Below are 21,217 nucleotides of genomic sequence, written 5' to 3'. Positions count from 1 at the left end.
TCATGCATTTCAAGAATATATCAATATACAGCCTTGCTTTACTCTTTACTTTATCTTCATGTTCAGGAAAAAAAGAGGAAGAAAAAACGGTCTACGAGAACACAAAATTCACCAAAAACAATGAAAATTCGGTTCATCTTACGGAAAAACAGATTCAGTCTGTAGGAATTACCACTACATCCATTCAGAACAGGAATATGGAAAAGCTGGTACGACTGAATGGAAAAGCCGAAATTGCACCTTCCCACATCAGTTCGGTTTCCAGTATTATGGGCGGACACATCAAATCTATTAATGTGATTAATGGAAGTCATTTCAACAAAGGACAGGTTCTTGCTGTGGTAGAAGATCCACAATTTATACAACTTCAGCAGGATTATCTGGTGACAAAAGCACAGCTTGAAGCCGCAAGACTGAATTTTAACCGCCAGAAAGACCTTAATACAAGTAAAGCAAGCAGTGATAAGACGATGCAGACCGCTCAGGCAGATTATTCTACTCTTAATGCCACTTTAAGAGGACTTGAAGAAAAGCTGAGAATCATCGGAATCAATGCTAAAGGTTTACATACCGGAAATATCAGAAGTAAGATCAATATTTATGCACCGTTTAGCGGTTTTGTGAGTAAGATTCTTGTGAACAATGGACAATACATCAATCCCGCAGATACTTTATTTGAGCTGATCAACCCCACAGGATTGCTTTTGGAATTAAAAATCTTTGAAAATGATGTGAATGATGTGAAAGTAGGGCAGGAAATTTTAGTGTACAACAATCAGAATCCAGATGTGAAATCCAGCGCCAGAATTGTAAGCGTAGTTCCAAGTATTGAAAATGGGGGATCTGCAACTGCCATTGCTAAGTTATCTTCAGGAAATTCTGAGTTTGTAAAAGGAATGTATATCAATGCGGAAGTCAATATCAGCAGCCGTTATACACAAGGGCTTCCCAACGAAGCGGTAGTATCTTTTGAAAATAAAAATTATGTTTTTGAAGATCTTGGAAAATCTAATTACAAAATGATTCCTGTAGTAATCGGAATTTCTGATGATCAGTTTACGGAGATTGTAAAAGCAGATGCTGTAAAGGATAAGAAAATAGTACAGAAAGGAGCGTACAGTCTTCTGATGATGCTTAAAAACAAAGCAGAATAATTTAAGCTAAGGTTTTTTATTCAATTTACATAACCACAAAAGTCACAAAAGCTTTCATTTTAAAACACTTTAGTCCAAGTAAGTTTAAAATACTAATGCAAATAAGTTCACATAAGACGAAAATCAAAGATTTTCAAAAAACTTAAGTGTACTTATTAAGCATAAAACCGACTCTTAAAAAACTTAAATGTTCAAAACTTTTGCGCCTTTTGTGGTTAAAATAAAACATACTACAATACGAAAAGATCAGTCAGTCGGCTGATCTTTTTTATTTGAATCAATTGAAAAAAATGACATTTGACATGTTTTTCATTTTAGAAAATATTATTTAATGCATAATTCATTTTAAAATAATATATTTAAGAAGTGAATAGTTTTTAAAGGATTTTTTAGATGAATAAGAAAAGAACTTTTATCGAAAATTTATGACAAAAAAACCTTTGCACAATTTCCATATTCCGGTAATGGGACTGGCTTACACCATAGACAGCCCAATCCGTGTTGCACAATATGGAATTTCTTCTGTGATCTCTATCATTGATGATGAAATCCTGGAAAAGATGAAAAACTTTTATAACAAAAAGTTTAATCTTAATTATTTTGGAATCTCAACAAAAACAGACGATTACAGGGCAAGAAGAGTTACTGCCTATCTGGATATGGTGGATGATATCGTGAATGAAAAATTTGAATCTTTCAAACAGGAAATCAGCAAAAATACTGAGGCATTAAAAGACTTCATGGCCATACTTCCGAATACTTCGGACCTTAAAACCGGCCTTCAGAATCTTATTAATCAAAAAGATAACTGGAGCACCAATATTAAAAACTTCATAGAATCCAACCTAAAACCGGGAAGTATCGACGTCAATATCATGACGAAAGTGGATAAAGACAATTATCAGAACAATGAACAGCTTCCGGTAATGTATAATGATGCCCATGCTTCACTGCGAGGATTTGCCAAAAGCAAACTGTCATCATCAATGGTTCTTTCTGCAGGGATGAATCCTCGTCTCTACAGCTATATGGAAGAGTTTGAAGACTTTTTTCCGGATGAAAACGGAAAGATCAAAAAGAAAATTATTCTTAAAGTAAGCGACTTCCGTTCTGCAATGATCCAGGGAAATTTTCTGGCTAAAAAAGGACTTTGGGTTTCAGAATACAGAATAGAATCCGGATTGAACTGCGGAGGGCATGCTTTTGCAACAGAAGGAATGCTTCTTGGGCCCATTATGGAAGAATTTAAGCAGAAAAAAAATGATCTGATACAGTCAGCGCATACCTTAATGACAGCTGCTTTGGAACAGAAAGGAAAATCAATGGTTTCTGAACCTTTAGAAATGAAAATTACCGTTCAGGGTGGAGTAGGAACTTCTGAAGAACATGAGTTTCTATTGGCTAATTATAATGTAGACAGCGTAGGATGGGGTTCACCATTTTTACTGGTGCCTGAAGCCACTTCTGTAGACACAGAAACCCGAAATCTGCTTGTAAAAGCAAAAGAACAGGATTTGTATCTGAGTAATATTTCACCTCTGGGAGTTCCTTTCAACACCGTAAAAGGGACCTCAAATGAAACATTGAAGTATGAAAAAGAAGCTAAAGGCAAATATGGAAGTTCGTGTCCCAAAAAGCTTCTGGCACTAAGCAAGGAATTTTCTCCTGAAGGAACCTGCACCGCTTCTAAAAAGTATCAGGATATCAAACTGAAAGAATTGTATGCTGACCGGGAAACCTTAACAGAAAAGGAATTCGATCAAAGAAAGTCTCAAATTACTGATAAAGCCTGCTTATGTGTAGGACTTGTGAATGCAGCATATATGGAGCAGAATGTTGAAATAAAAGGAGAAAAGCAAGGTGTTGTGATATGTCCCGGACCCAATATTGCCTTTTTTGATAAAGAAGTGTCACTTTCGGAAATGGTAAAACATATTTATGGAAATACCAATATTCTTTCTCATACACAACGCCCGAATATGTTCATCAATGAACTGAAAATGTATGTTGATTATCTGAGAAAGGAAATTACAGAATCATCAGTACAGATTACCCATTCCCAAACAAAAAAATGGAATGCTTTCAAGAAAAATGTACTGGAAGGAATAGAATATTATCATGACCTTTTTAAAGGATCATCATTCTTCAGCAACGGATTATCAACCATCAACCTGCAATTACAGGAATATAAACTTCAGCTTACTGCTATTGAGGTTCCTCAGGTTGAAAAATAACCGTATTTTTTAATTGATAGATAATAAAAACAGCTTTCAACGCGGAGGCTGTTTTTGTTTTTTCAGCTGTTTTTGTTGGCAAAACGCAAAGGCGCTAAGATTTATAATAGTATACATAATTTTTAGCCGATAAAAACTCAAAGATTTTAAGCAAGTATGTGTCTAATTTTTACGATATACAATTTTATCTCCGATAAAATCCTTGCGCCTTATAAACGATGTTACAAATAAAAATCTTGCGTCTTTGCGCTTATCCAAAATCATTTCATAAAATGTGAAAACAAATTGGCTCTTTTGCTACATATTGTTGGAATATAGCAAAGGCGCAAAGGTTTATAAAACATTAATCAAAAAAACTGTGTAGACATCAGTATTTCCATTAATAATAACTATAAGGGGAATGGCTATTTTGAATATTCATCAGGTTTAATATTCCTTACCTTAGAGGTCACTTAGTAAAATTATTTTTATGGAAAAAAGAAAGATCAAAAACACCGATTTAACGATTGCACCCATCAATTTCGGAGGAAATGTTTTTGGATGGACGCTGGATGAAAAACAGTCTTTTGATATACTGGACCGCTTTACAGAAGCAGGATTCAATTTTGTAGATACTGCAGATACTTATTCATGGTGGGTGAACGGCAAAGGAGGACAGTCTGAAGAGATCATAGGAAAGTGGATGAAAAGTCGCTCTAACCGTAATGATATTGTTTTGGCAACCAAAGTAGGTTCTGAAACTAAAGAACATGGCTATGATATCAGCAGAAAACATATCTTACAATCAGTAGATGAATCACTGCAAAGGCTTCAGACCGATCATATTGATCTCTATTATACACATTTTGATGACAATATCACTCCGGTAGAGGAAACGCTTTCAGCGTATGATGAGATCATTAAAGCTGGAAAAGTTCGTTATATTGCAGCTTCTAATTTATCACCAGAGCGTTTAAAAGCATCATTTGAAGCTGCAGAAAAGAATAATCTTCCCAAATATGTTGCATTGCAGCCTCATTATAACCTGATGGAAAGAGAAGGCTTTGAGAGAAATTATGCGCCTCTGGCAGAACAGTTTGATGTAAGCGTATTTCCTTATTGGTCTCTGGCAGCTGGTTTCTTAACGGGGAAATACCGTAATGAAGCAGATCTTGTAAAAAGTGCGAGAGGTGAGGGCGTAAGAAAATATTTAAATGATAAAGGGCTTGAAGTGTTAAAAGCTTTGGATCAAGTAAGTGCAAAACATAATACCACTCAGGGAACGGTTTCTTTAGCATGGCTATTATCCAATCCTTTGATCACGGCACCCATTGTAAGTGCTACAAGTGCATCACAGCTTGAAACAGTATTCAATGCACCAAAACTTATTCTGGATCAGGAAGATATTGATCTGTTGAATAACGCAAGCAACTAATTTTCAACTTTCATTATAGACTAAAATTAAATCCGTTCAGCAATGAACGGATTTTTTATTATTTAACAACGCTAACCACCCCGTCAAAAATTCTTCGAATTTTCGCCACCCCTCCAATGGAGGAGAATTTTAGTTCTTCGATTGTGATTATTCAGTTATCAATTAATCAGAATATTCTTTCAACAGCTGTCTGTAGCTCATTAAAATTGAAGATTTTGAAATAAAGCCTATAAAATCATTATTCTCGCTGACTACCGGAAGATTCCATACGCCTGTGTCATCAAAAGTCTGAAGAATTTCCAGTGGCTTGTTTTCACGATGAAGTATAGCTGGTGGCGTTTTCATAATCTGAATAACCAGCTGGGAAGCATCCATTTCTTTGTTAAAAAGATAAGGTCGTATATCATCCAGAGTAAGGATTCCCTTTAGCTTTCTGTTATCATCTACAACGGCAAAAATATTTTTATCTCCATTCTTTACCATTTCAAATAGTTCAGTGACAGAAGCATTTTCGTTAATAGTTTGAGAATACTGATCTATAAAATCTTCTGTTCTCAAAGCAAAAAGAAGGTTTTTATCATGTTTATTGGTGAATATCTTTCCTTCATCGGCTAAAGATTTCAGTTCCGGAGAAATTGGGGAAAACCATTTGGCTATAAGGTAAGACATCACAGAAACAATCATCAGAGGAATGAACAAATCATACCCGAAGCTTGATTCAGCAATCAGAAATATCGCAGTAAGAGGTGCATATAATACGCCGCTCATTGCTCCGGCCATTCCTACCAAAACAAGATTCGTTACCGGAACATCTGTAAAACCTATGTGCTGGCAAACCAAAGCAAATAAGTAGCCTAAAGTTCCTCCCGCAAATAAAGAAGGAGCAAAATTACCTCCGTTACCACCGCTGAATATGGTAAAAGAAGTGGCAAATGCTTTTAAAAGCAATACCAGAATTAAAAATATAATAATAGTCCATTCTCCGATCTCAAAATACCTAAAAAAACTGTTTTCAATAATAGAATGGGTATTTCCGTTGGTAAATGCTTTCACGGTTTCATATCCTTCGCCAAATAAGGGTGGAAAAAGAACGCATAGTAATGAAAGTACAGCGCCACCAAACATTGCTTTACGCATCCTGGAAAGCTGAAGTCCTTTTATAAAATGTTCTACTTTTTGAGAAATAATAACAAAATAACGGGCATACAAACCTGTTACAATTCCTAAAATAAGATAATAAGGAACATTTTTATAGTTGAACGGATCTCTTGTATAAAACCTGAAAAGAACATCTTCCTGAAGCAAAATCCTCGATAAAAGACTTCCACAGACAGCAGCCACCACCAAAGGAATAAAGTCTGTAAAAACAACTCCTGTAAGTAGAATTTCAAAGGCAAACATAATTCCGGCAATAGGCGCATTGAATGCAGAAGCAATCCCTGCTGTAGCACCTGCGGCGAGCAATAAAGTACGCTCTTTGTAGCTTAACCTGTAGGTCTGTGCATAGTTTGAGCCAATAGCAGCTCCGGTAACAGCTATAGGACTTTCCAATCCGGCTGAACCTCCTAATCCAACGGTAACTGCACTCTGTATCACCTGGGAATACATTTTAACGGAAGCCACAATACTGGAATTCTGTGCAATTTCATAGAGAATAGCCCCGATGCCTTTACGGTCCTGTCCTTTGAACAATGTCAGAACAATCATCGTGGTAAGAACAATTCCTAAAAAAGGAAAGACAATATAGAATAATATCTGATATTCAAAGTGGACTTTGTTGGTAATAAAATTGTGGATGTAGTGTACCAGCGTTTTCAGAATAACTCCCGCAAGCCCAGCCGTACAGCCTACCAGAATCCCGGAAAGAACAAGAAACTGATTTCGGCTCAGCCTGTTGTTCAGCCAATGCAGAATAAGCTCATAACTGCGTGCTTTTTCTAATCCGTATTTTTGGAAATCTCTTTTAAATTTAAGGAAGCTCAGGTACTTTTTTTTGTTGTGAATTTTCACTTTAGGAACATTTTTATGCTGTTGTGAATAGATACAGCTCCGTAAATTTATGAAATATCTTACAAAAACACTAAAAAACACTTTTCTTAAAGTCTGTTACTCATCTTTATTTATGACAAAATTTATCCTGTTTTCTTAGAATTACCCGTCAATAATAGCCCTGCTGCTATTGCTCCAATGAGTCCTGCACCTGCCCAGATCAAAGATTTTGCAGGAATAGAGAACAATGTTTTCCCATCAATTCTCATACCTCCTTTAGAAGGTTCCTGTACATTTCCGCCGGTGTTTTTATCCTGATGTGCTTTTTTCATGACCATCCGCATTCCTGCTGAAGATATATAGCGGATGACTCCCGGAAACATTTCATATAGATTTTTAAATACCACTGCAGACCAATCGGGGTAGGTAGCTTCTTTTGGGTTTTTGGCAGTCACTACAATAGAAGCTGCCAGTTTACGAGGGTCAAATGAAGGAGGAGGCGTACTGAGTTTTATTCCTGAGTAATTAGCGGCATGTTCTATTCCTGAAGATTTCTGAAACCCGGGATAAAGGGCACAGATATGAATATCAGGAAAGTCTGAAACTTCTCCCTGTAATGTTTCCACCATACCTCGAACTCCAAATTTTGAGGCGGTATAGGCTGTTCCGTAAGGTGCAGGCATCCATCCGCCAATGGAAATATTGTTAAGCAGTACTCCTTTTTTCTGTTTCTTAAAAACAGGAAGCACCGCATGGGCTGAATGCATATATCCCAGCAGGTTTGTTTTCACGATCTGATCGCTTATATCAACAGGAATTTCCTCAAATTTACCAAATGCCAGCACTCCGGCATTATTCACCCAGTAATCAATTTTACCACTAAATTCAAGGGCTTCTTTAACGAGATTTTCAACGTCTTCGGCTATAGAAGTATCTGTAGGAACTGCAATCACCGTAGCCCCCAGTTTTCTGCATAGTTCTGCCGTTTCTTTCAAAGCTTCTTCACCTCTTGCCGCCAGAACAAGATCTGCTCCCTGTTCTGCAAAAGCTTCTGCTGTTGCCTTCCCAATACCACTTGAAGCACCGGTAATGACCACTGTTTCTCCAAAAAAAGGAGGTCTTCTTTGATTTTTCATAATAATAGAGATTTAAGTGTTGGTATTTCTTAATTATTCGTTCCCTGTATTTCTTTTTGGAAAGAGAATAAGCCTGATGGACGGATTGTTGGTAATAAACAGACGGAACCAGTCCATTGCCATCTGAATTTTATTTTTGAATCCTACCAAAGGAATAATATGAATGAAAAGCCAGGTGAGCCACGCTATAAATCCATTAAAAGAATGCTTTGGAAGGTCTACCACAGCATTATATTTTGAAATAATAGCCATACTGCCTTTATCATTGTACCGGAATTGCTCCAGAACTTTTCCGTCTTCTATTCGTTTAAAATTGGCAGCGAGATTTTTACCCTGCTGAATGGCAACCTGAGCGAGCTGAGGATGACCTTTCGGGAATTTTTCTTCAGCCAGCATCAAGGAAAGGTCTCCCAATGCATAGATATTGGTGGTTCCTTCTACCTTATTATAGGCATCCACCAAAACTCTTCTTCCTTTTCCAATGCTTTCTTCCGGTAAACCCGGGATTTCTTTTCCAATCACTCCGGAAGTCCAGATCAGGGTTTCTGTTTCAATAGATGTTCCATCGCTTAGAATAACTTTATGATCAGTATAATCTTTTACGGAAACATTTAGCAGAATTTTAACGCCTAATTCTTTCAGTTTTTCATAGGCTGTTTCCTGAGCCAGCTGACTCATGGGTGAAAGTAAGGTGGGCAAGGCATCAATCAGATAAAGATTAGAAAGCCCCAGTTTTATTTCAGGATATTCTTTCTGAGCAATATATTGTCCCATTTCAGCCAGCATCCCTGCCAGTTCTACTCCTGTGGGACCTCCTCCGGCAATAACGATATTCTGAAGTTTTTCGGCTTCTTTGATGTCTTTATTCCTGGCTGCTTCTTCCAGGGTTAGCAGGATATGATTTCTGAGATAGAGTGCTTCTTCAATATTTTTCATGGGCAGAGCGCATTTCTTTACATTTTCCATTCCAAAGAAATTAGATTCTGTTCCTAATGCCAATACCAGATAATCATAGTTCAGGTTTCCAGTATCAGTTTCTATTGTTTTATTTTCAGGGTTTACTTTCAGCAGGCTTCCCATATGAAATTTCACATGTTTGTCGTTTGAAAAGAGTTTTCTGAAAGGGTAGCTGATATTGGAAGCTTCTATAAAGGAAGTCGCAACCTGATAGATGAGTGGCGGGAAAAAATGATAATTGTTCTTATCAACCAGGGTTATTTTGAACCTTCTGTCATTCTTGAGAGATTTGATAAGATTGATGCCCGCAAATCCTCCTCCTACGATTAGAATATGCTTTTTCATAATAAGTTGTTATTGAAATGGTATACTGAAAGTGATTCAATAACAGGACCAAAGGAGTTTCAAAATAAATATTTAACATAATGTTTAAATCAACAAAACCTGCCTGGTTTTAATGAGAAACAAGAGTTTCAGGATTTGCTGTCTATATTTCTTTTTAACGTTTCGCACGATGTTTGCAGCCTGTTTAAGAATCCAACACCTTAAATATATTCATATGAAAACAGAAATTTTAACTGAAAAGCACCGACTGGGAATAGGTGGAGTAGCTATAGGAACGGCTTTTGAAAATATTACAGATGAACAGGCTCATAAGATACTGCAAATGGCCTGGGATAAAGGAATCCGATATTATGATACATCTCCGTGGTATGGACTGACCAAGAGTGAGCGGAGATTTGGAAGTTTTCTTAAGGATAAAGACAGGAACGATTTTATTTTTTCAACTAAAGTAGGAAGGCTTTTTCATGAGGTTCCTGAATCTGAAGTTCCTCCTACCATGTGGAAAAATCCTCTTCACTACGAATTTTATCATGATTATACAGCTGATGCTGTGCAAAGATCTATTGAAGACAGCCTGGAAAGAACAGGACTGAGCCATATTGATATTGTTTATATTCATGATCTGTCTGAAGATCAGGTAGGAGACCGTTATCCTTATTTCCTGAAACAGGCAAGAGAAGGAGCTTTTAAGATTCTTTCAAAGCTTAGAGAACAGGGAATTATCAAAGCATGGGGAATGGGCGTAAATAAGATAGAACCTATTTTAGATTGTATTGACTCTGCCGATCCGGATATCTGTCTTTCTGCAACGCAGTATTCTATTTTGGAACATGAAGATGCAGTAGACCGGCTGCTTCCCGTTGTGAGGAAATCGGGTGTAAAACTTGTTTCGGGAGCAGGATATAATTCAGGTTATCTGGCGGGAAGGGAACGTTATAATTATAAAGATGTTATTCCAAAAGGAATGCATGAGAAAAGAGCCCATATGACTTCTATTGCAGAAAAATATAACGTAAGTATTATTGATGCTGCACTTCATTTTGTATTGGCTTCGGACGAGTTTGCTTCTATTATTCCGGGAGCGAGCCAGCCTGAACAGGTAAAAGATAATATAGAAGCGCTCAATACCATTATTCCTATCGAATTCTGGACAGAATTAAAAAATGAAGGCCTGATTTATGAGAAGGCACAAGTTCCGGGAGGAAAATAAATAGTTTGTATCTTTTATGTTTATTCGCTTAAATTCAAAATTTCTTCAAAATTTAATGATAGTTTTATGGCATGAAAATCCTAATCGTTGAAGACGAAGCAGCACTTACCCAAAGTATTTCCGAATATCTGTCCGGAGAAAATTATCTCTGTGAAGCTGCCAGTACATTCAGTGAAGCGATGAACAAAATAGAGACATTTGACTATGACTGTATTTTACTGGACATTATGCTTCCTGACGGAAATGGTCTGAAAATATTGGAAGAAATAAAAAAACAACAGAAGCAGGATGGAGTTATTATCATTTCTGCCAAGAATGCGCTGGACGATAAAATTGAAGGTTTGAAACTGGGTGCAGATGATTATCTTACCAAACCTTTTCATCTCTCGGAGCTTATGGCAAGGGTATATTCTATTATCCGAAGAAAGCAGTTCAGCAGTTCTAATGTGGTAAAACAAAATGAACTTCAGATTGATTTGCTGGCTAAAACAGTTGCTGTAAACGATGAAACCATTTCATTAACCAAAAAAGAATTTGACCTCCTAATTTATTTTATCGGTAATAAAAATAAAGTTATCTCCAAAAGTACACTGGCAGAACATCTTTCCGGAGATCTCGCAGATATGCTTGACAATCATGATTTTGTATACGCTCACGTAAAAAACCTTAAGAAAAAACTGTATGATGCCGGATGTGGACATTATCTGAAAACGGTGTATGGAACGGGGTATAAGTGGGAGAGTTGAATGGCTATAGTTGATAGTTGATAGTTGATAGTTGATAGTTGAAAATTATTAATTATACCAATATGACTTTAAATTACGAACTTTAAACCTTAAACCCCTAATAATTATTTTGAAACCTCTACTAACAAAAACCACAAAACCCTTTCTCATCTACGTACTTATTGTGCTGATGATAAGTATTCCTGTGTATTATTTTGTGGTGGATACGATCTGGAAAAGTGAACTGGATGAACATAATCAGATAATTGTAGAGAAGACAGCGTATGAATTTAACCAATTAAAGTTGTCAGAAGAAGAATTAGACAAAAGTCTTGCGCTATGGAATCACATCCAACCTGAAACGAATATTGAGAAAATTTCAACTCAACAAATAAAACGGGATACGGTTTATACTTATGAAAAGCATTTACCTTTTATTTCAGAACAAAAAAATGAACGTTACAGATGCCTGAAAAAGATCATTTATCTGCAAAAAAAACCTTATCTTTTTACAATACAGACCAATATTGAGGAATCACACGAGACGATAGCAGTGATCGCTATGATTACCATTTTTTTCTTTGTAATCATTGTTTTAGGGCTTTTATACCTGAACAGAAAGCTTTCTTCATCTATCTGGAAACCGTTCAGGAATACATTGGATCAACTGAAAACTTTCAATCTTAACAGTCAGAATACCATACAATTTCCAGTTTCTGACACCGTAGAATTTGAAGAGCTTAATCAGTCTCTTTACAAACTGATAGAGCGCAATATTTCTACTTATAAAACCCAGAAAGAATTTACAGAAAATGCTTCCCATGAGCTGCAGACTCCGTTGGCTATCATTAAGAATAAACTTGATCTTTTGCTTCAGGATCAGAATCTTACTGAAAAGCAGTACAGAATCGCTGAAGATATGAACAAGGCTCTTACAAGAAGCTCCCGCATCAATAAAAACCTCTTGCTGCTTGCTAAAATTGAGAATAACCAGTTTGATGGTTCAGAGATTGTTTTGTTTGACCATTTACTTCAACAAAGTATTGATACGCTTGGAGAACATTTTGAGCAAAAAAACATTTCCGTTCAGGAAGAGATCTCAGGTAGTGTAAAGGTGAATGGAAACAGCATTCTTACAGAAATATTGATCAACAATCTCATCATCAATGCAATTCGCCATACTTCTCCCGGAGGCTCTATCGCTATACAATTGACGGGTTCATTTTTTGAAGTTTCCAATTCGGGAACTGAAAAGCTGAATATGGATTTTCTGTTCAAAAGGTTTTCAAAACTATCTACAGATAACAGCGGCAGCGGATTAGGACTTTCTATCATCCAGGAAATCTGTAGGTTCCATCATTGGGCGATCAGCTATCGGTTTGAAAACCATCGCCATATCTTCACTGTTAAATTATAGTTAAAAAATTTCACGGCTCCGGCAATTCAAAATTTCTTCTAAATCGGATTGCACCTTTGTATAGAAAACATACTGAGGTATAAATTTTATTTAGAAATGATTTTAAAAATTGTCCTTTTATTCGCAGCAACGATCCTTGCATTCTGGATCAGCGCTATTTGTGGAGGTGGTGCAAGTCTTATTCTGATTCCAATTCTGAATCTGCTTCTTCCCACTTCATTAGTTCCTTTTTCTTTAACAGTAGGTACTTTTACAAGTTCCGCTTCAAGAATTGCTGTATTCAAAAAACATATCAACTGGAAAATATTTTTGTGGTTTGTACCATTTTCAATTCCGGCTGTATTACTGGGAGCTTTTCTAATCAAATATGTAAATCCGAATTACCTTCAGCTGATTGTTGCTTTTTTTCTGATTGCCAATCTTCCTCAACTTTTTGCATCTAAAAATAAAATTGAAGAAACAGGTAAAGAATATCCGAAATCAGCATTGGCTCTTATCGGTTTCTCTGCCGGCTTTATATCTGGAATAGCGGGTGCCGTAGGCCTTCTTTTCAATCGTTTTTACTTAAAATTCGGTCTTAAAAAAGAGGAGATTGTAGCTACCCGAGCTGCCAATGAGGTTTTTCTTCATTTCATTAAACTTATCATTTATATTTCATTAGGACTGTATTCCAATATGGCACTATGGCTGGGAATTGCGATTGCTGTAGCAGCTGTAGTTTCTTCTTATACCGTGAAGTACATTCTTCCACATCTCAGTGAGAATCTGTTTAAAAAAATAGGGTATGCAGCAATGGTTATATCAGGAATTACTTTATTTACAGGGACTTCCGGAAAAATTATCCAGCAGGATCAGATTGTAATTAATAATTCATCAACTCCGCAAGCCAAAATTTATTCTATGTCCTGGAGAAACACCCATATGCAACTGGAATATAAAGCTGGAAAAGGGCTGGAACTTGAAAAAAGCATACAGCCTGAAGATTTGTCCGGAAATCTTAAAGAAAAATACCATTCGCTAATGGCATTTTATGACAAAGTGCATGTAGAAAAGGTTTATACATTCGGGAAAAAGACCACTCATGAATTCTATTGTTACAAAAACAATGTCATTACCAAATTGAAAGTCTGATTTTTTATGATTAAAAAACAAAGCAAAATGAGAACAGCAAACAAAGTAGCAACCGTTACACTCCTTTTCTGGCTTATGAAAATTGTAGCCACTACATTGGGGGAAACCTTAGGAGATTTTATTTCTATGACTCTTAATCTGGGGTATGTTGTAGGAATTTTGGTTACCCTCGCATTTTTCATTCTCATACTATCAGTACAGCTTCGGGTAAAAAAATATATTCCAGCTGTCTATTGGATTGTGATTATCGGAACAACAACTTTGGGAACAGAAATCTCCGATTTTATCGACCGGACCTTAAAGACAGGATATCTGATAGGAAGTCTGATTTTGCTTTTCGGCCTTTTAACCTCTCTGTTTCTTTGGTACAGGAAATATAAAAACCTCGAGGTTTATCCGATTTTTGAAAGAAATAAAGAATTCTATTACTGGACGGCTATTTTATTTTCCAATAGTCTGGGAACAGCTTTTGGGGATTTTCTGAGTGATAATTTAGGACTCGGATATATGACGGGAGCTTTGATTACAGGGCTGATCATAATAGTGGTGGTGGCGCTTCACTATTTTACGAAGATCAATCATGTTGTCCTGTTCTGGATTGCTTTTGTTTTTACCAGACCCTTTGGTGCTACATTCGGAGATCTTTTAACAAAACCTTTAGCTAAAGGAGGTCTGGATCTTGGAACTCTCAATGCTTCCCTGATATCTCTTGCTCTGATGGTTTTGATGATTGTCATTTCACAAAGAAAACACAGCCGGGAATTACCTCTTCAAAACGAATAATTAATATTTCTCCTTATAACAAACTTTTTAAAGAAAATAAAGACTAGCAGAATGAATAAAACAGCCTTGTTATTTTTTCCAACCTGTATGGTAATTTCTTCTCTTGTTTCTGCGCAGACAGCTTCTGTGACGGCATCCGGAAGAATCATCAATAAAGATAAAACAGCAATACCTTACGCCCATATTATTTTAAAAAAAGAAAAAGACAGCACTTTTACAGCCGGAACCATTACCAATGAAGAAGGAAGATTTTCTATTACAGGCATCAAACCGGATCATTATCTTCTGGAAGCCTCCATCACCGGATATAATACTTCCACACAGCCTGTTTTCATAGGAAGTCTTTCAGAATTTCTGGAAATCCCTGCTATTGAACTGGTTCAAAAACAGGAAAATGAAACCAATATAGAAGCCATCACCATTACGGCATCTAAAAAGAATGAGATAGACAGCCGACTTGATAAAAAAACGTATTCTGTAGCAGACAACATCAGCCAAAGTGGTGGATCTGTATTACAAAGCATGCAGAACCTTCCCGGAATCACTGTACAGGATGGTAAAGTACAGCTGAGAGGAAATGATAAAGTAACGGTACTTATTGACGGTAAACAGACCGCCCTCACCGGGTTTGGAAGCCAGACAGGATTGGATAATATTCCAGCTTCTGCTATTGATAAAATTGAAATCATCAACAATCCTTCATCAAAATATGATGCGAATGGGAATGCAGGAATCATCAATATTATCATGAAAAAGAACAAACAGAACGGATGGAACGGAAAAGCAGGATTTACAACAGGTTTAGGTTCTCTTTGGATAAGAAAAGAAAATCTTCCCACGATAAGACCACAGTATACACTAACGCCTAAAATAAACCCTTCACTTTCTGTTAATTATAGAAAAAACAAGGTGAATATATTTTTGCAGGCCGATAATTTATATACCGAAACACTTAATAAAAATGAATTTGTAACCCGTACTTATGATGATGGAACCGTTATTAATTCTCAGCTGAAAAGAAACAGAAATACAAATTTCTTTACCACCAAAGCAGGAATAGACTGGAGCATTGATCCGCAAAATACATTAACCATTTCAGGAATGTATGGAAGTGAAAAGATCATCGACAGGGGAGATCAGCCGTTTTTCAATGGTGATATGTCGCAACGTCTGCGCTTATGGCAGTTTTTGGAAGATGAACTGAAAACAACCGTGATGGGAACTGCTTCTTATCAGCATAAATTCAAAGATGCCGGGCATGTTTTGAATGTAGGATTCAATTATACTTTCCACAGAGAGGATGAAAAGTATTTCTATGATAATACTCTTCCTTCTTCCACAGGAACTGATGCCTTCAAATTATTATCCGATGAACAGGTCTATGATTTCAACGTAGACTATGTAAAACCTCTGAAATATGGCCGGATAGAAACAGGAATTAAACTGCGAAACAGAAGCATCCCTACCAATATGAATTTTATTCCTGGTGCCAACTCTGTGCTGGATGTTTCTGCGGGAGGAAAAGCCGATTATAAAGAATTTATTCCTGCGGTATACGGAAATTATGTTTTTGAAAATGAAAAATGGGAAGCAGAACTCGGATTGAGGCTGGAATATGTAAAAATTCAGTATGATATAAACCCTAATCACCCAACTTATAAAAGTGACGGATACAATTATACCCAGCCATTCCCGAATTTCAGACTTGCTTATAAGCTTGATGACCACAATAAGTTTTCTGTATTTTATAATAGAAGAGTAGACCGGCCTAATGAAGTGGATATCCGTATTTTTCCAAAGTACGATGATGCAGAAATCATTAAGGTAGGAAATCCTGCACTGCGTCCTCAGTTTACGAATTCTATTGAATTGGGATATAAACACAATTGGGATAACGGATATTTATATTCTGCATTATACCACCGCTTTGCCACAGGAACTATTACAAGAATTTCAAGTATTGTCCCGAACAGCACTCTTATTTATGCCCTATTTCAGAATGCCGGAAAAAGCTATAATACAGGAATTGAAACGATATGGAACCAAAAGATATCGGATGTATATTCCTTGAATGTCAACGGGAATTTATACCGTAATCAGATCAATGCATTTTCTGTAGAAAACCTATATCCTTCACCTAATACTTTCTCAGCAGACCAGCAGACTGCCATCTCAGGGAATATCAAGATGAATAACGTTTTTCATTTTTCAAAAGGCTTGGATATGCAGTTTACGTTCGTTTATCTGGCACCGGATATTATTCCGCAGGGAAGAATAAAATCAAGGTTTTCTATGGATGCAGGAGTGAAAAAAGCCATTCAGAAAGGAAAGGGAGAGCTGTTTTTAAATGCTTCAGATTTACTCAACACAATGGTCATCAGAAAGTCTGTTCAAGGCAGCGGATTTGCTTATACCAGCAATGATTATTATGAAACCCAAGTGATCCGGCTGGGGTACAGCTATAAATTTTAATACAGAATTGAATAATTATAAATGTGATTTAGGATGAAAAAGTACTTTCAAAAAACACTGATGTATGTCCTGGTTTTGAGCTCAGCTTTAAGCACAATAAACGCTCAGAATACAAATGACACTATTGAAGCTCAGAAACCGACACAAGACAGTATGATCACTACAGACATTCAAAAGAGCAGACTGAATTATAAAAGCTTGATTATTCCTACCGCATTCATTGCCTACGGGGTAGCAGGCCTGTCGATGAATAATCTGAAGAAACTTAATATCTCTACAAAAGTTGAAATCAACGAACACCAGCCCACCCAGATAAAACTGGATAATTACACCCAGTACGCTCCTGCGGTTATTGTATACGGATTGAATGCAGCAGGGATAAAAGGGAAACATAACCTGAGAGACCGTACTATCATTTATGCTTCTTCACAACTGATTGCGGCAGCCTTTACAATGCCTTTAAAGTATCTTGTAAAGGAGGAAAGACCGGACAGGTCAAATACCTTATCTTTTCCTTCAGGACATGCGGCGACAGCATTTTCTTCAGCACAGTTTATGTTCAGGGAATATAAAGACAGTAATTTCTGGCTGAGCCTTTCAGGATATCCATTTGCTATTTTCACTGGGGTCTACAGAATGCTGAATGATAAACACTGGCTGGGAGATGTTGTAGCGGGAGCTGGATTTGGAATTCTTTCTACTGAACTGGCGTATTGGCTGTTTCCAAAAATTGACAATTTATTGCGGGGAAAAAATAAAAGTAAAAATACTTTGTCATCTACGATGGTGATGCCATTTTATCAGAATAAAATGGTAGGAATAGGGTTGGTGAAAACCTTCTAACATAAAAGCACGATTCAGTATTGAATGGTGCTTTTATTCATACCACTTTTGCCTTACGGATTATATTTGCCAATAAGTTTGGAAAGAATCTCTTCAGATACACTGCCATTACTTCTTTACCTCCTATAGCTTTTTGTTTCTTCTGTTTTTCAATGGCATAGAGCATTTCTTTTGCAAAAATATCTACCGGCATTCCATTTTTTGTAGCATCATCCATTGTACCCTGTGACGAACCATCTCCGGTGACAGCATTAATAGAAATATCGGTCTGTATAAAACCTGGACAAATGATCGTAATCCTAATATTATGACTGAATAATTCCGCCCATAAAGCATCAAAAAAACCATGTAAGGCGTGTTTTGCTCCGGCATACCCACTTCGCATAGGAGCCCCGAATATTCCCATAAGACTGGATACAACCGCAATCTGCCCTCCTTTATTTCTGATCATATAAGGTACAACCGCTTTAGTAAGAGCTACCGTTCCGATATAATCAATATCTATCAGTTGTTTATCCACTTCAATATCCGTTTCCATAGCTAAAGAACGTTGAGAAAGCCCCGCATTATTGATCAGAATATCAATTTTCCCAAACTGTTCTGATGCTTTCGCTGCAATGGAAGACATTTCTTTATAATTCTTCAGATCTAAGGGAATCACTGCATACCGATCCGTACTCAATCCTGCTTTTTCAGCCACAAGATGCAGCTGTTCTTCTTTTCTGGATGATAAGATGATTTTTGCATGGCTGTTCTTTGCCAGGCTTGTTACCAAGGCTTCCCCAATACCTGATGATGCTCCGGTAATCCAAATGACTTTATCATCAAAATAACTGCTCATACTTTACTAGTATTTAATTTTTAAGTTCCGCAATATATTTCCCGGCTTTCATTCCTGAAAAGATACAGCCTCCCAAGAATGTTCCTTCCAATGCTCTGTAACCGTGCATTCCGCCACCGCCAAAACCTGCCGCTTCTCCGGCTGCATACAACCCTTCAATAATGCTGTCATCATCTTTTAATACCTGACCATTCAGATTGGTTTTTATACCGCCTAACGTTTTACGGGTTAAAATATTGAGTCTTACAGCAATCAAAGGTCCGTTTTCAGGATCTAAAATCTTATGGGGAGCCGCTACACGCCCCAATTTATCTCCTAAATAATTCCGGGTATTCCGGATATAATTAACCTGTGTATCTTTTGAAAATTTATTGTCTAATTCTCTGTCCCTGGCTTCGATCTGAGATTTTATTTTATCATATTTCAAAAGGTTATTTCCGGCCAGTTCATTCATCCTGTTAACCAAATCTTCCAGATTATCTGATACAATAAAGTCTTTACCATGTTCTTTAAAAGCTTCTACCGGTCCGGGAGCCTTTTTACCAAAAATACGTTTCACAAAAAGAGCGTAATCTTTATTGGTAATATCCGGATTCTGTTCTGAACCTGAAAGGGCAAATTCCTTTTTAATAATTTTCTGAGTGAGGATAAACCAGGAATAAGAAAATCCTGTTTCCTGTATATATTGTAAAGTACCCAACGTATCAAATCCGGGAAGAAAGGGAGCGGGAAGCCGTTTACCTTTAGCATCAAACCATAAAGATGAAGGCCCGGGTAATATCCGGATTCCGTGGTTGGGCCAGATGGGATTCCAGTTTTGCAACCCTTCAGTATAATGCCACATTCTGTCCGGATTAATGATATGAGCTCCTGAGTTTTCTGCAATACCAATCATTTTGCCATCTACATAAGCAGGAACACCACAAACCATATTTTCCGGTGCTTTACCAAGTCTTTCCGGCCAGTTTTTCCTTACCAGCTCATGATTGGCACCAATTCCTCCTGAAGCTATGATGATGTTCGGAGCGGTATATTCAAATGTTGAGAGAACATTTCTGTTCGTCTCAGCACCTCTTTCCTTTGTATCATTTTCCAAAATATCTCCTTTGAGACCTTTCATTTTTCCATTTTCCACCAGTAATTCTGTCACTCTGTGCCTGAATTTCATCTGCAGCAAGCCTTTTTCCTGAGCCTTGTAAGCTTTTTCTACGAAGGGTTTTACGACTCCTGTCCCGGTTCCCCAGCTTACATGAAATCGAGGCACAGAATTCCCATGTCCTGTTGCAGAACCGTCACCGCGTTCTGCCCAACCTACCATAAACATCAGCTTGATGCCTAATTTAGAAATGTATTCATACTTTTCACCTGCAGCAAATTTCAGATAAGCTTCAGCCCATTGACGAGGCCAGTAGTCTTCCGGACGATCAAAACCTGCCGTACCTTTCCAGTCCTGAAGTGCCAGTTCATAAGAATCTTTAATTCCCATTCTCCTTTGCTGGGGAGAATTAATCAGGAACAGGCCTCCAAAAGACCAGAATGCCTGTCCTCCGATATTCTGTTCAGTTTCCTGATCCAAAAGCAAGACTTTTTTCCCTGCATTGGTAATTTCCATGGCAGCAGTAAGCCCTGCCAGTCCGCTTCCTATGATAATAGCATCAGGCTGGAATGTTTCTTCCATTTTCTAGGTGTTTTTATTGAATGATACTTAACTATAAATGTATTAAATATTTAAAATTAAAAAAATATAGCTGACAAAATATTAATACTTTTATGGTTTACATAGTACTAAACAAATGAAAGAAAACCATAAATATCAAGCATTCGCCGTTGCAAAAGACGGAACACGCCAGCCTATTGATGCAGAATCAATTATTATCCAGCTGGAAGAGGAGGAAATAGAAATTCCATTAGCACCACACCCTGTCTTTCAGGGAAAATTAACTCTTGTTACGGGATCAGCTATTCAGGGCAGAGAGCATGAAAGAGAAAGGGGAACACAGTTCATTATAGAACCTGGAGCCTCTAATGTGATTCATGTAACTCCCAAAAAAATCTGATCTCTTCAAAATATCCCGTAGATATTGATTTTCCTATGATCCCTCCATAAAACATTTTTATCTTTGTGAAAAATAGAAGTATGAAGTATTTGTTTATCATTGCTTGCTTTGTCTGTTCCATGTTCAGTCAGGCACAGCAAAAACAGGATCCGTGGAAGGACAGCCAGCTGATGGATCCTGCATTATTAGCTTCCAGAATTGTAAAGCATACAACAAAATATCTGGTGATCATTTCAGTAGGTCCGGAAGCTATCATCAAAGGTTCTGTAGATATCGGACCAACGCGTGAGCCTGAAAATCTGGAAAAACTGAGAAATTATCTTAAAGATATTCCTAAGAACAGGGAAATCGTCATCTACTGCGGATGCTGTCCTTTTGTAAAATGTCCTAATATACGTCCTGCGTTTGCATTACTGATGGAAATGGGCTTTAAAAATGCGAAGCTTTTAAATCTTCCGAAAAACATCAAAACAGATTGGCTAGATAAAGATTATCCTACAAATGATTAA

General features: G+C 37.1%; 17 protein-coding genes. 12 read left to right on the top strand and 5 right to left on the bottom strand.

All coding sequences use genetic code 11. From position 1 onward, the window contains the following. Window positions 1–2 precede the first annotated feature (2 nt). The 3 genes from GFU89_RS03425 to GFU89_RS03415 all read left to right on the top strand — a co-directional run bounded on the left by GFU89_RS03425 (window position 3) and on the right by GFU89_RS03415 (window position 4,802). Window positions 3–1,154: an efflux RND transporter periplasmic adaptor subunit gene (locus GFU89_RS03425; RefSeq protein WP_318845809.1), complete on the top strand. Its 1,152-nt coding sequence runs from the start codon at window positions 3–5 to the stop codon at window positions 1,152–1,154. Between the two features lie 425 nt (window positions 1,155–1,579). After that, a complete protein-coding gene (locus GFU89_RS03420; RefSeq protein ID WP_318845808.1) occupies window positions 1,580–3,388 on the top strand; it encodes a hypothetical protein in 1,809 nt (602 codons plus the stop codon). Between the two features lie 469 nt (window positions 3,389–3,857). Next, on the top strand, window positions 3,858–4,802 hold the full coding sequence (locus GFU89_RS03415) for an aldo/keto reductase (RefSeq protein WP_318845807.1): 945 nt from the start codon (window positions 3,858–3,860) through the stop codon (window positions 4,800–4,802). 162 nt (window positions 4,803–4,964) lie between these two features. Here GFU89_RS03415 and GFU89_RS03410 read toward each other — a convergent pair whose 3' ends face one another. From GFU89_RS03410 to GFU89_RS03400, 3 genes are all read right to left on the bottom strand, one after another. Then, window positions 4,965–6,812 (bottom strand): chloride channel protein, encoded by a 1,848-nt coding sequence (locus GFU89_RS03410; protein ID WP_318845806.1) that lies wholly within the window; start codon window positions 6,810–6,812, stop codon window positions 4,965–4,967. 122 nt (window positions 6,813–6,934) lie between these two features. Further along, on the bottom strand, window positions 6,935–7,927 hold the full coding sequence (locus tag GFU89_RS03405; protein ID WP_318845805.1) for an SDR family oxidoreductase: 993 nt from the start codon (window positions 7,925–7,927) through the stop codon (window positions 6,935–6,937). A 33-nt stretch (window positions 7,928–7,960) separates the two neighbouring features. Then, complete coding sequence (locus GFU89_RS03400; RefSeq protein WP_318845804.1) at window positions 7,961–9,229, bottom strand: NAD(P)/FAD-dependent oxidoreductase; 1,269 nt, start codon at window positions 9,227–9,229, stop codon at window positions 7,961–7,963. A gap of 214 nt (window positions 9,230–9,443) precedes the next feature. On the opposite strand from GFU89_RS03400, the gene GFU89_RS03395 reads away from it, so the two are divergent. The 7 genes from GFU89_RS03395 to GFU89_RS03365 all read left to right on the top strand — a co-directional run bounded on the left by GFU89_RS03395 (window position 9,444) and on the right by GFU89_RS03365 (window position 17,810). Then, the gene (locus GFU89_RS03395; RefSeq protein WP_318845803.1) at window positions 9,444–10,439 is read left to right on the top strand and encodes an aldo/keto reductase; all 996 of its coding nucleotides are present in this window, start codon (window positions 9,444–9,446) and stop codon (window positions 10,437–10,439) included. A 71-nt stretch (window positions 10,440–10,510) separates the two neighbouring features. Then, the gene (locus GFU89_RS03390; RefSeq protein WP_318845802.1) at window positions 10,511–11,185 is read left to right on the top strand and encodes a response regulator transcription factor; all 675 of its coding nucleotides are present in this window, start codon (window positions 10,511–10,513) and stop codon (window positions 11,183–11,185) included. A gap of 109 nt (window positions 11,186–11,294) precedes the next feature. Continuing rightward, complete coding sequence (locus tag GFU89_RS03385; protein ID WP_318845801.1) at window positions 11,295–12,581, top strand: HAMP domain-containing sensor histidine kinase; 1,287 nt, start codon at window positions 11,295–11,297, stop codon at window positions 12,579–12,581. Window positions 12,582–12,677: 96 nt separating this feature from the next. Beyond that, window positions 12,678–13,712 (top strand): sulfite exporter TauE/SafE family protein, encoded by a 1,035-nt coding sequence (locus GFU89_RS03380; protein ID WP_318845800.1) that lies wholly within the window; start codon window positions 12,678–12,680, stop codon window positions 13,710–13,712. Window positions 13,713–13,739: 27 nt separating this feature from the next. Next, window positions 13,740–14,495, top strand: a complete 756-nt coding sequence (locus GFU89_RS03375; RefSeq protein ID WP_318845799.1) for a hypothetical protein — start codon at window positions 13,740–13,742, stop codon at window positions 14,493–14,495. A gap of 51 nt (window positions 14,496–14,546) precedes the next feature. Continuing rightward, a complete protein-coding gene (locus GFU89_RS03370) occupies window positions 14,547–16,967 on the top strand; it encodes a TonB-dependent receptor domain-containing protein (RefSeq protein WP_318845798.1) in 2,421 nt (806 codons plus the stop codon). A 33-nt stretch (window positions 16,968–17,000) separates the two neighbouring features. Further along, window positions 17,001–17,810 carry a phosphatase PAP2 family protein gene (locus tag GFU89_RS03365; protein ID WP_318845797.1) on the top strand — a complete coding sequence of 270 codons (810 nt, stop codon included), beginning with the start codon at window positions 17,001–17,003 and terminating at the stop codon, window positions 17,808–17,810. Between the two features lie 37 nt (window positions 17,811–17,847). Here the strand turns inward: GFU89_RS03365 and GFU89_RS03360 are convergent, their stop codons facing one another. Further along, window positions 17,848–18,651 carry an SDR family oxidoreductase gene (locus GFU89_RS03360; protein ID WP_318845796.1) on the bottom strand — a complete coding sequence of 268 codons (804 nt, stop codon included), beginning with the start codon at window positions 18,649–18,651 and terminating at the stop codon, window positions 17,848–17,850. Window positions 18,652–18,664: 13 nt separating this feature from the next. Continuing rightward, window positions 18,665–20,329 carry an FAD-binding dehydrogenase gene (locus GFU89_RS03355; RefSeq protein ID WP_318845795.1) on the bottom strand — a complete coding sequence of 555 codons (1,665 nt, stop codon included), beginning with the start codon at window positions 20,327–20,329 and terminating at the stop codon, window positions 18,665–18,667. 115 nt (window positions 20,330–20,444) lie between these two features. On the opposite strand from GFU89_RS03355, the gene GFU89_RS03350 reads away from it, so the two are divergent. Both GFU89_RS03350 and GFU89_RS03345 read left to right on the top strand, forming a co-directional pair. Further along, window positions 20,445–20,708 (top strand): hypothetical protein, encoded by a 264-nt coding sequence (locus tag GFU89_RS03350; protein ID WP_318845794.1) that lies wholly within the window; start codon window positions 20,445–20,447, stop codon window positions 20,706–20,708. An 80-nt stretch (window positions 20,709–20,788) separates the two neighbouring features. Next, a complete protein-coding gene (locus GFU89_RS03345) occupies window positions 20,789–21,217 on the top strand; it encodes a rhodanese-like domain-containing protein (RefSeq protein WP_318845793.1) in 429 nt (142 codons plus the stop codon).

This window comes from Chryseobacterium sp. JV558 (genome assembly GCF_033712365.1).
In the GTDB taxonomy this organism is placed as follows: Bacteria; Bacteroidota; Bacteroidia; order Flavobacteriales; family Weeksellaceae; genus Chryseobacterium.
The sequence above is the reverse complement of the archived record's forward strand: the minus strand, read 5'-3'. Positions and strand labels throughout refer to the sequence as shown.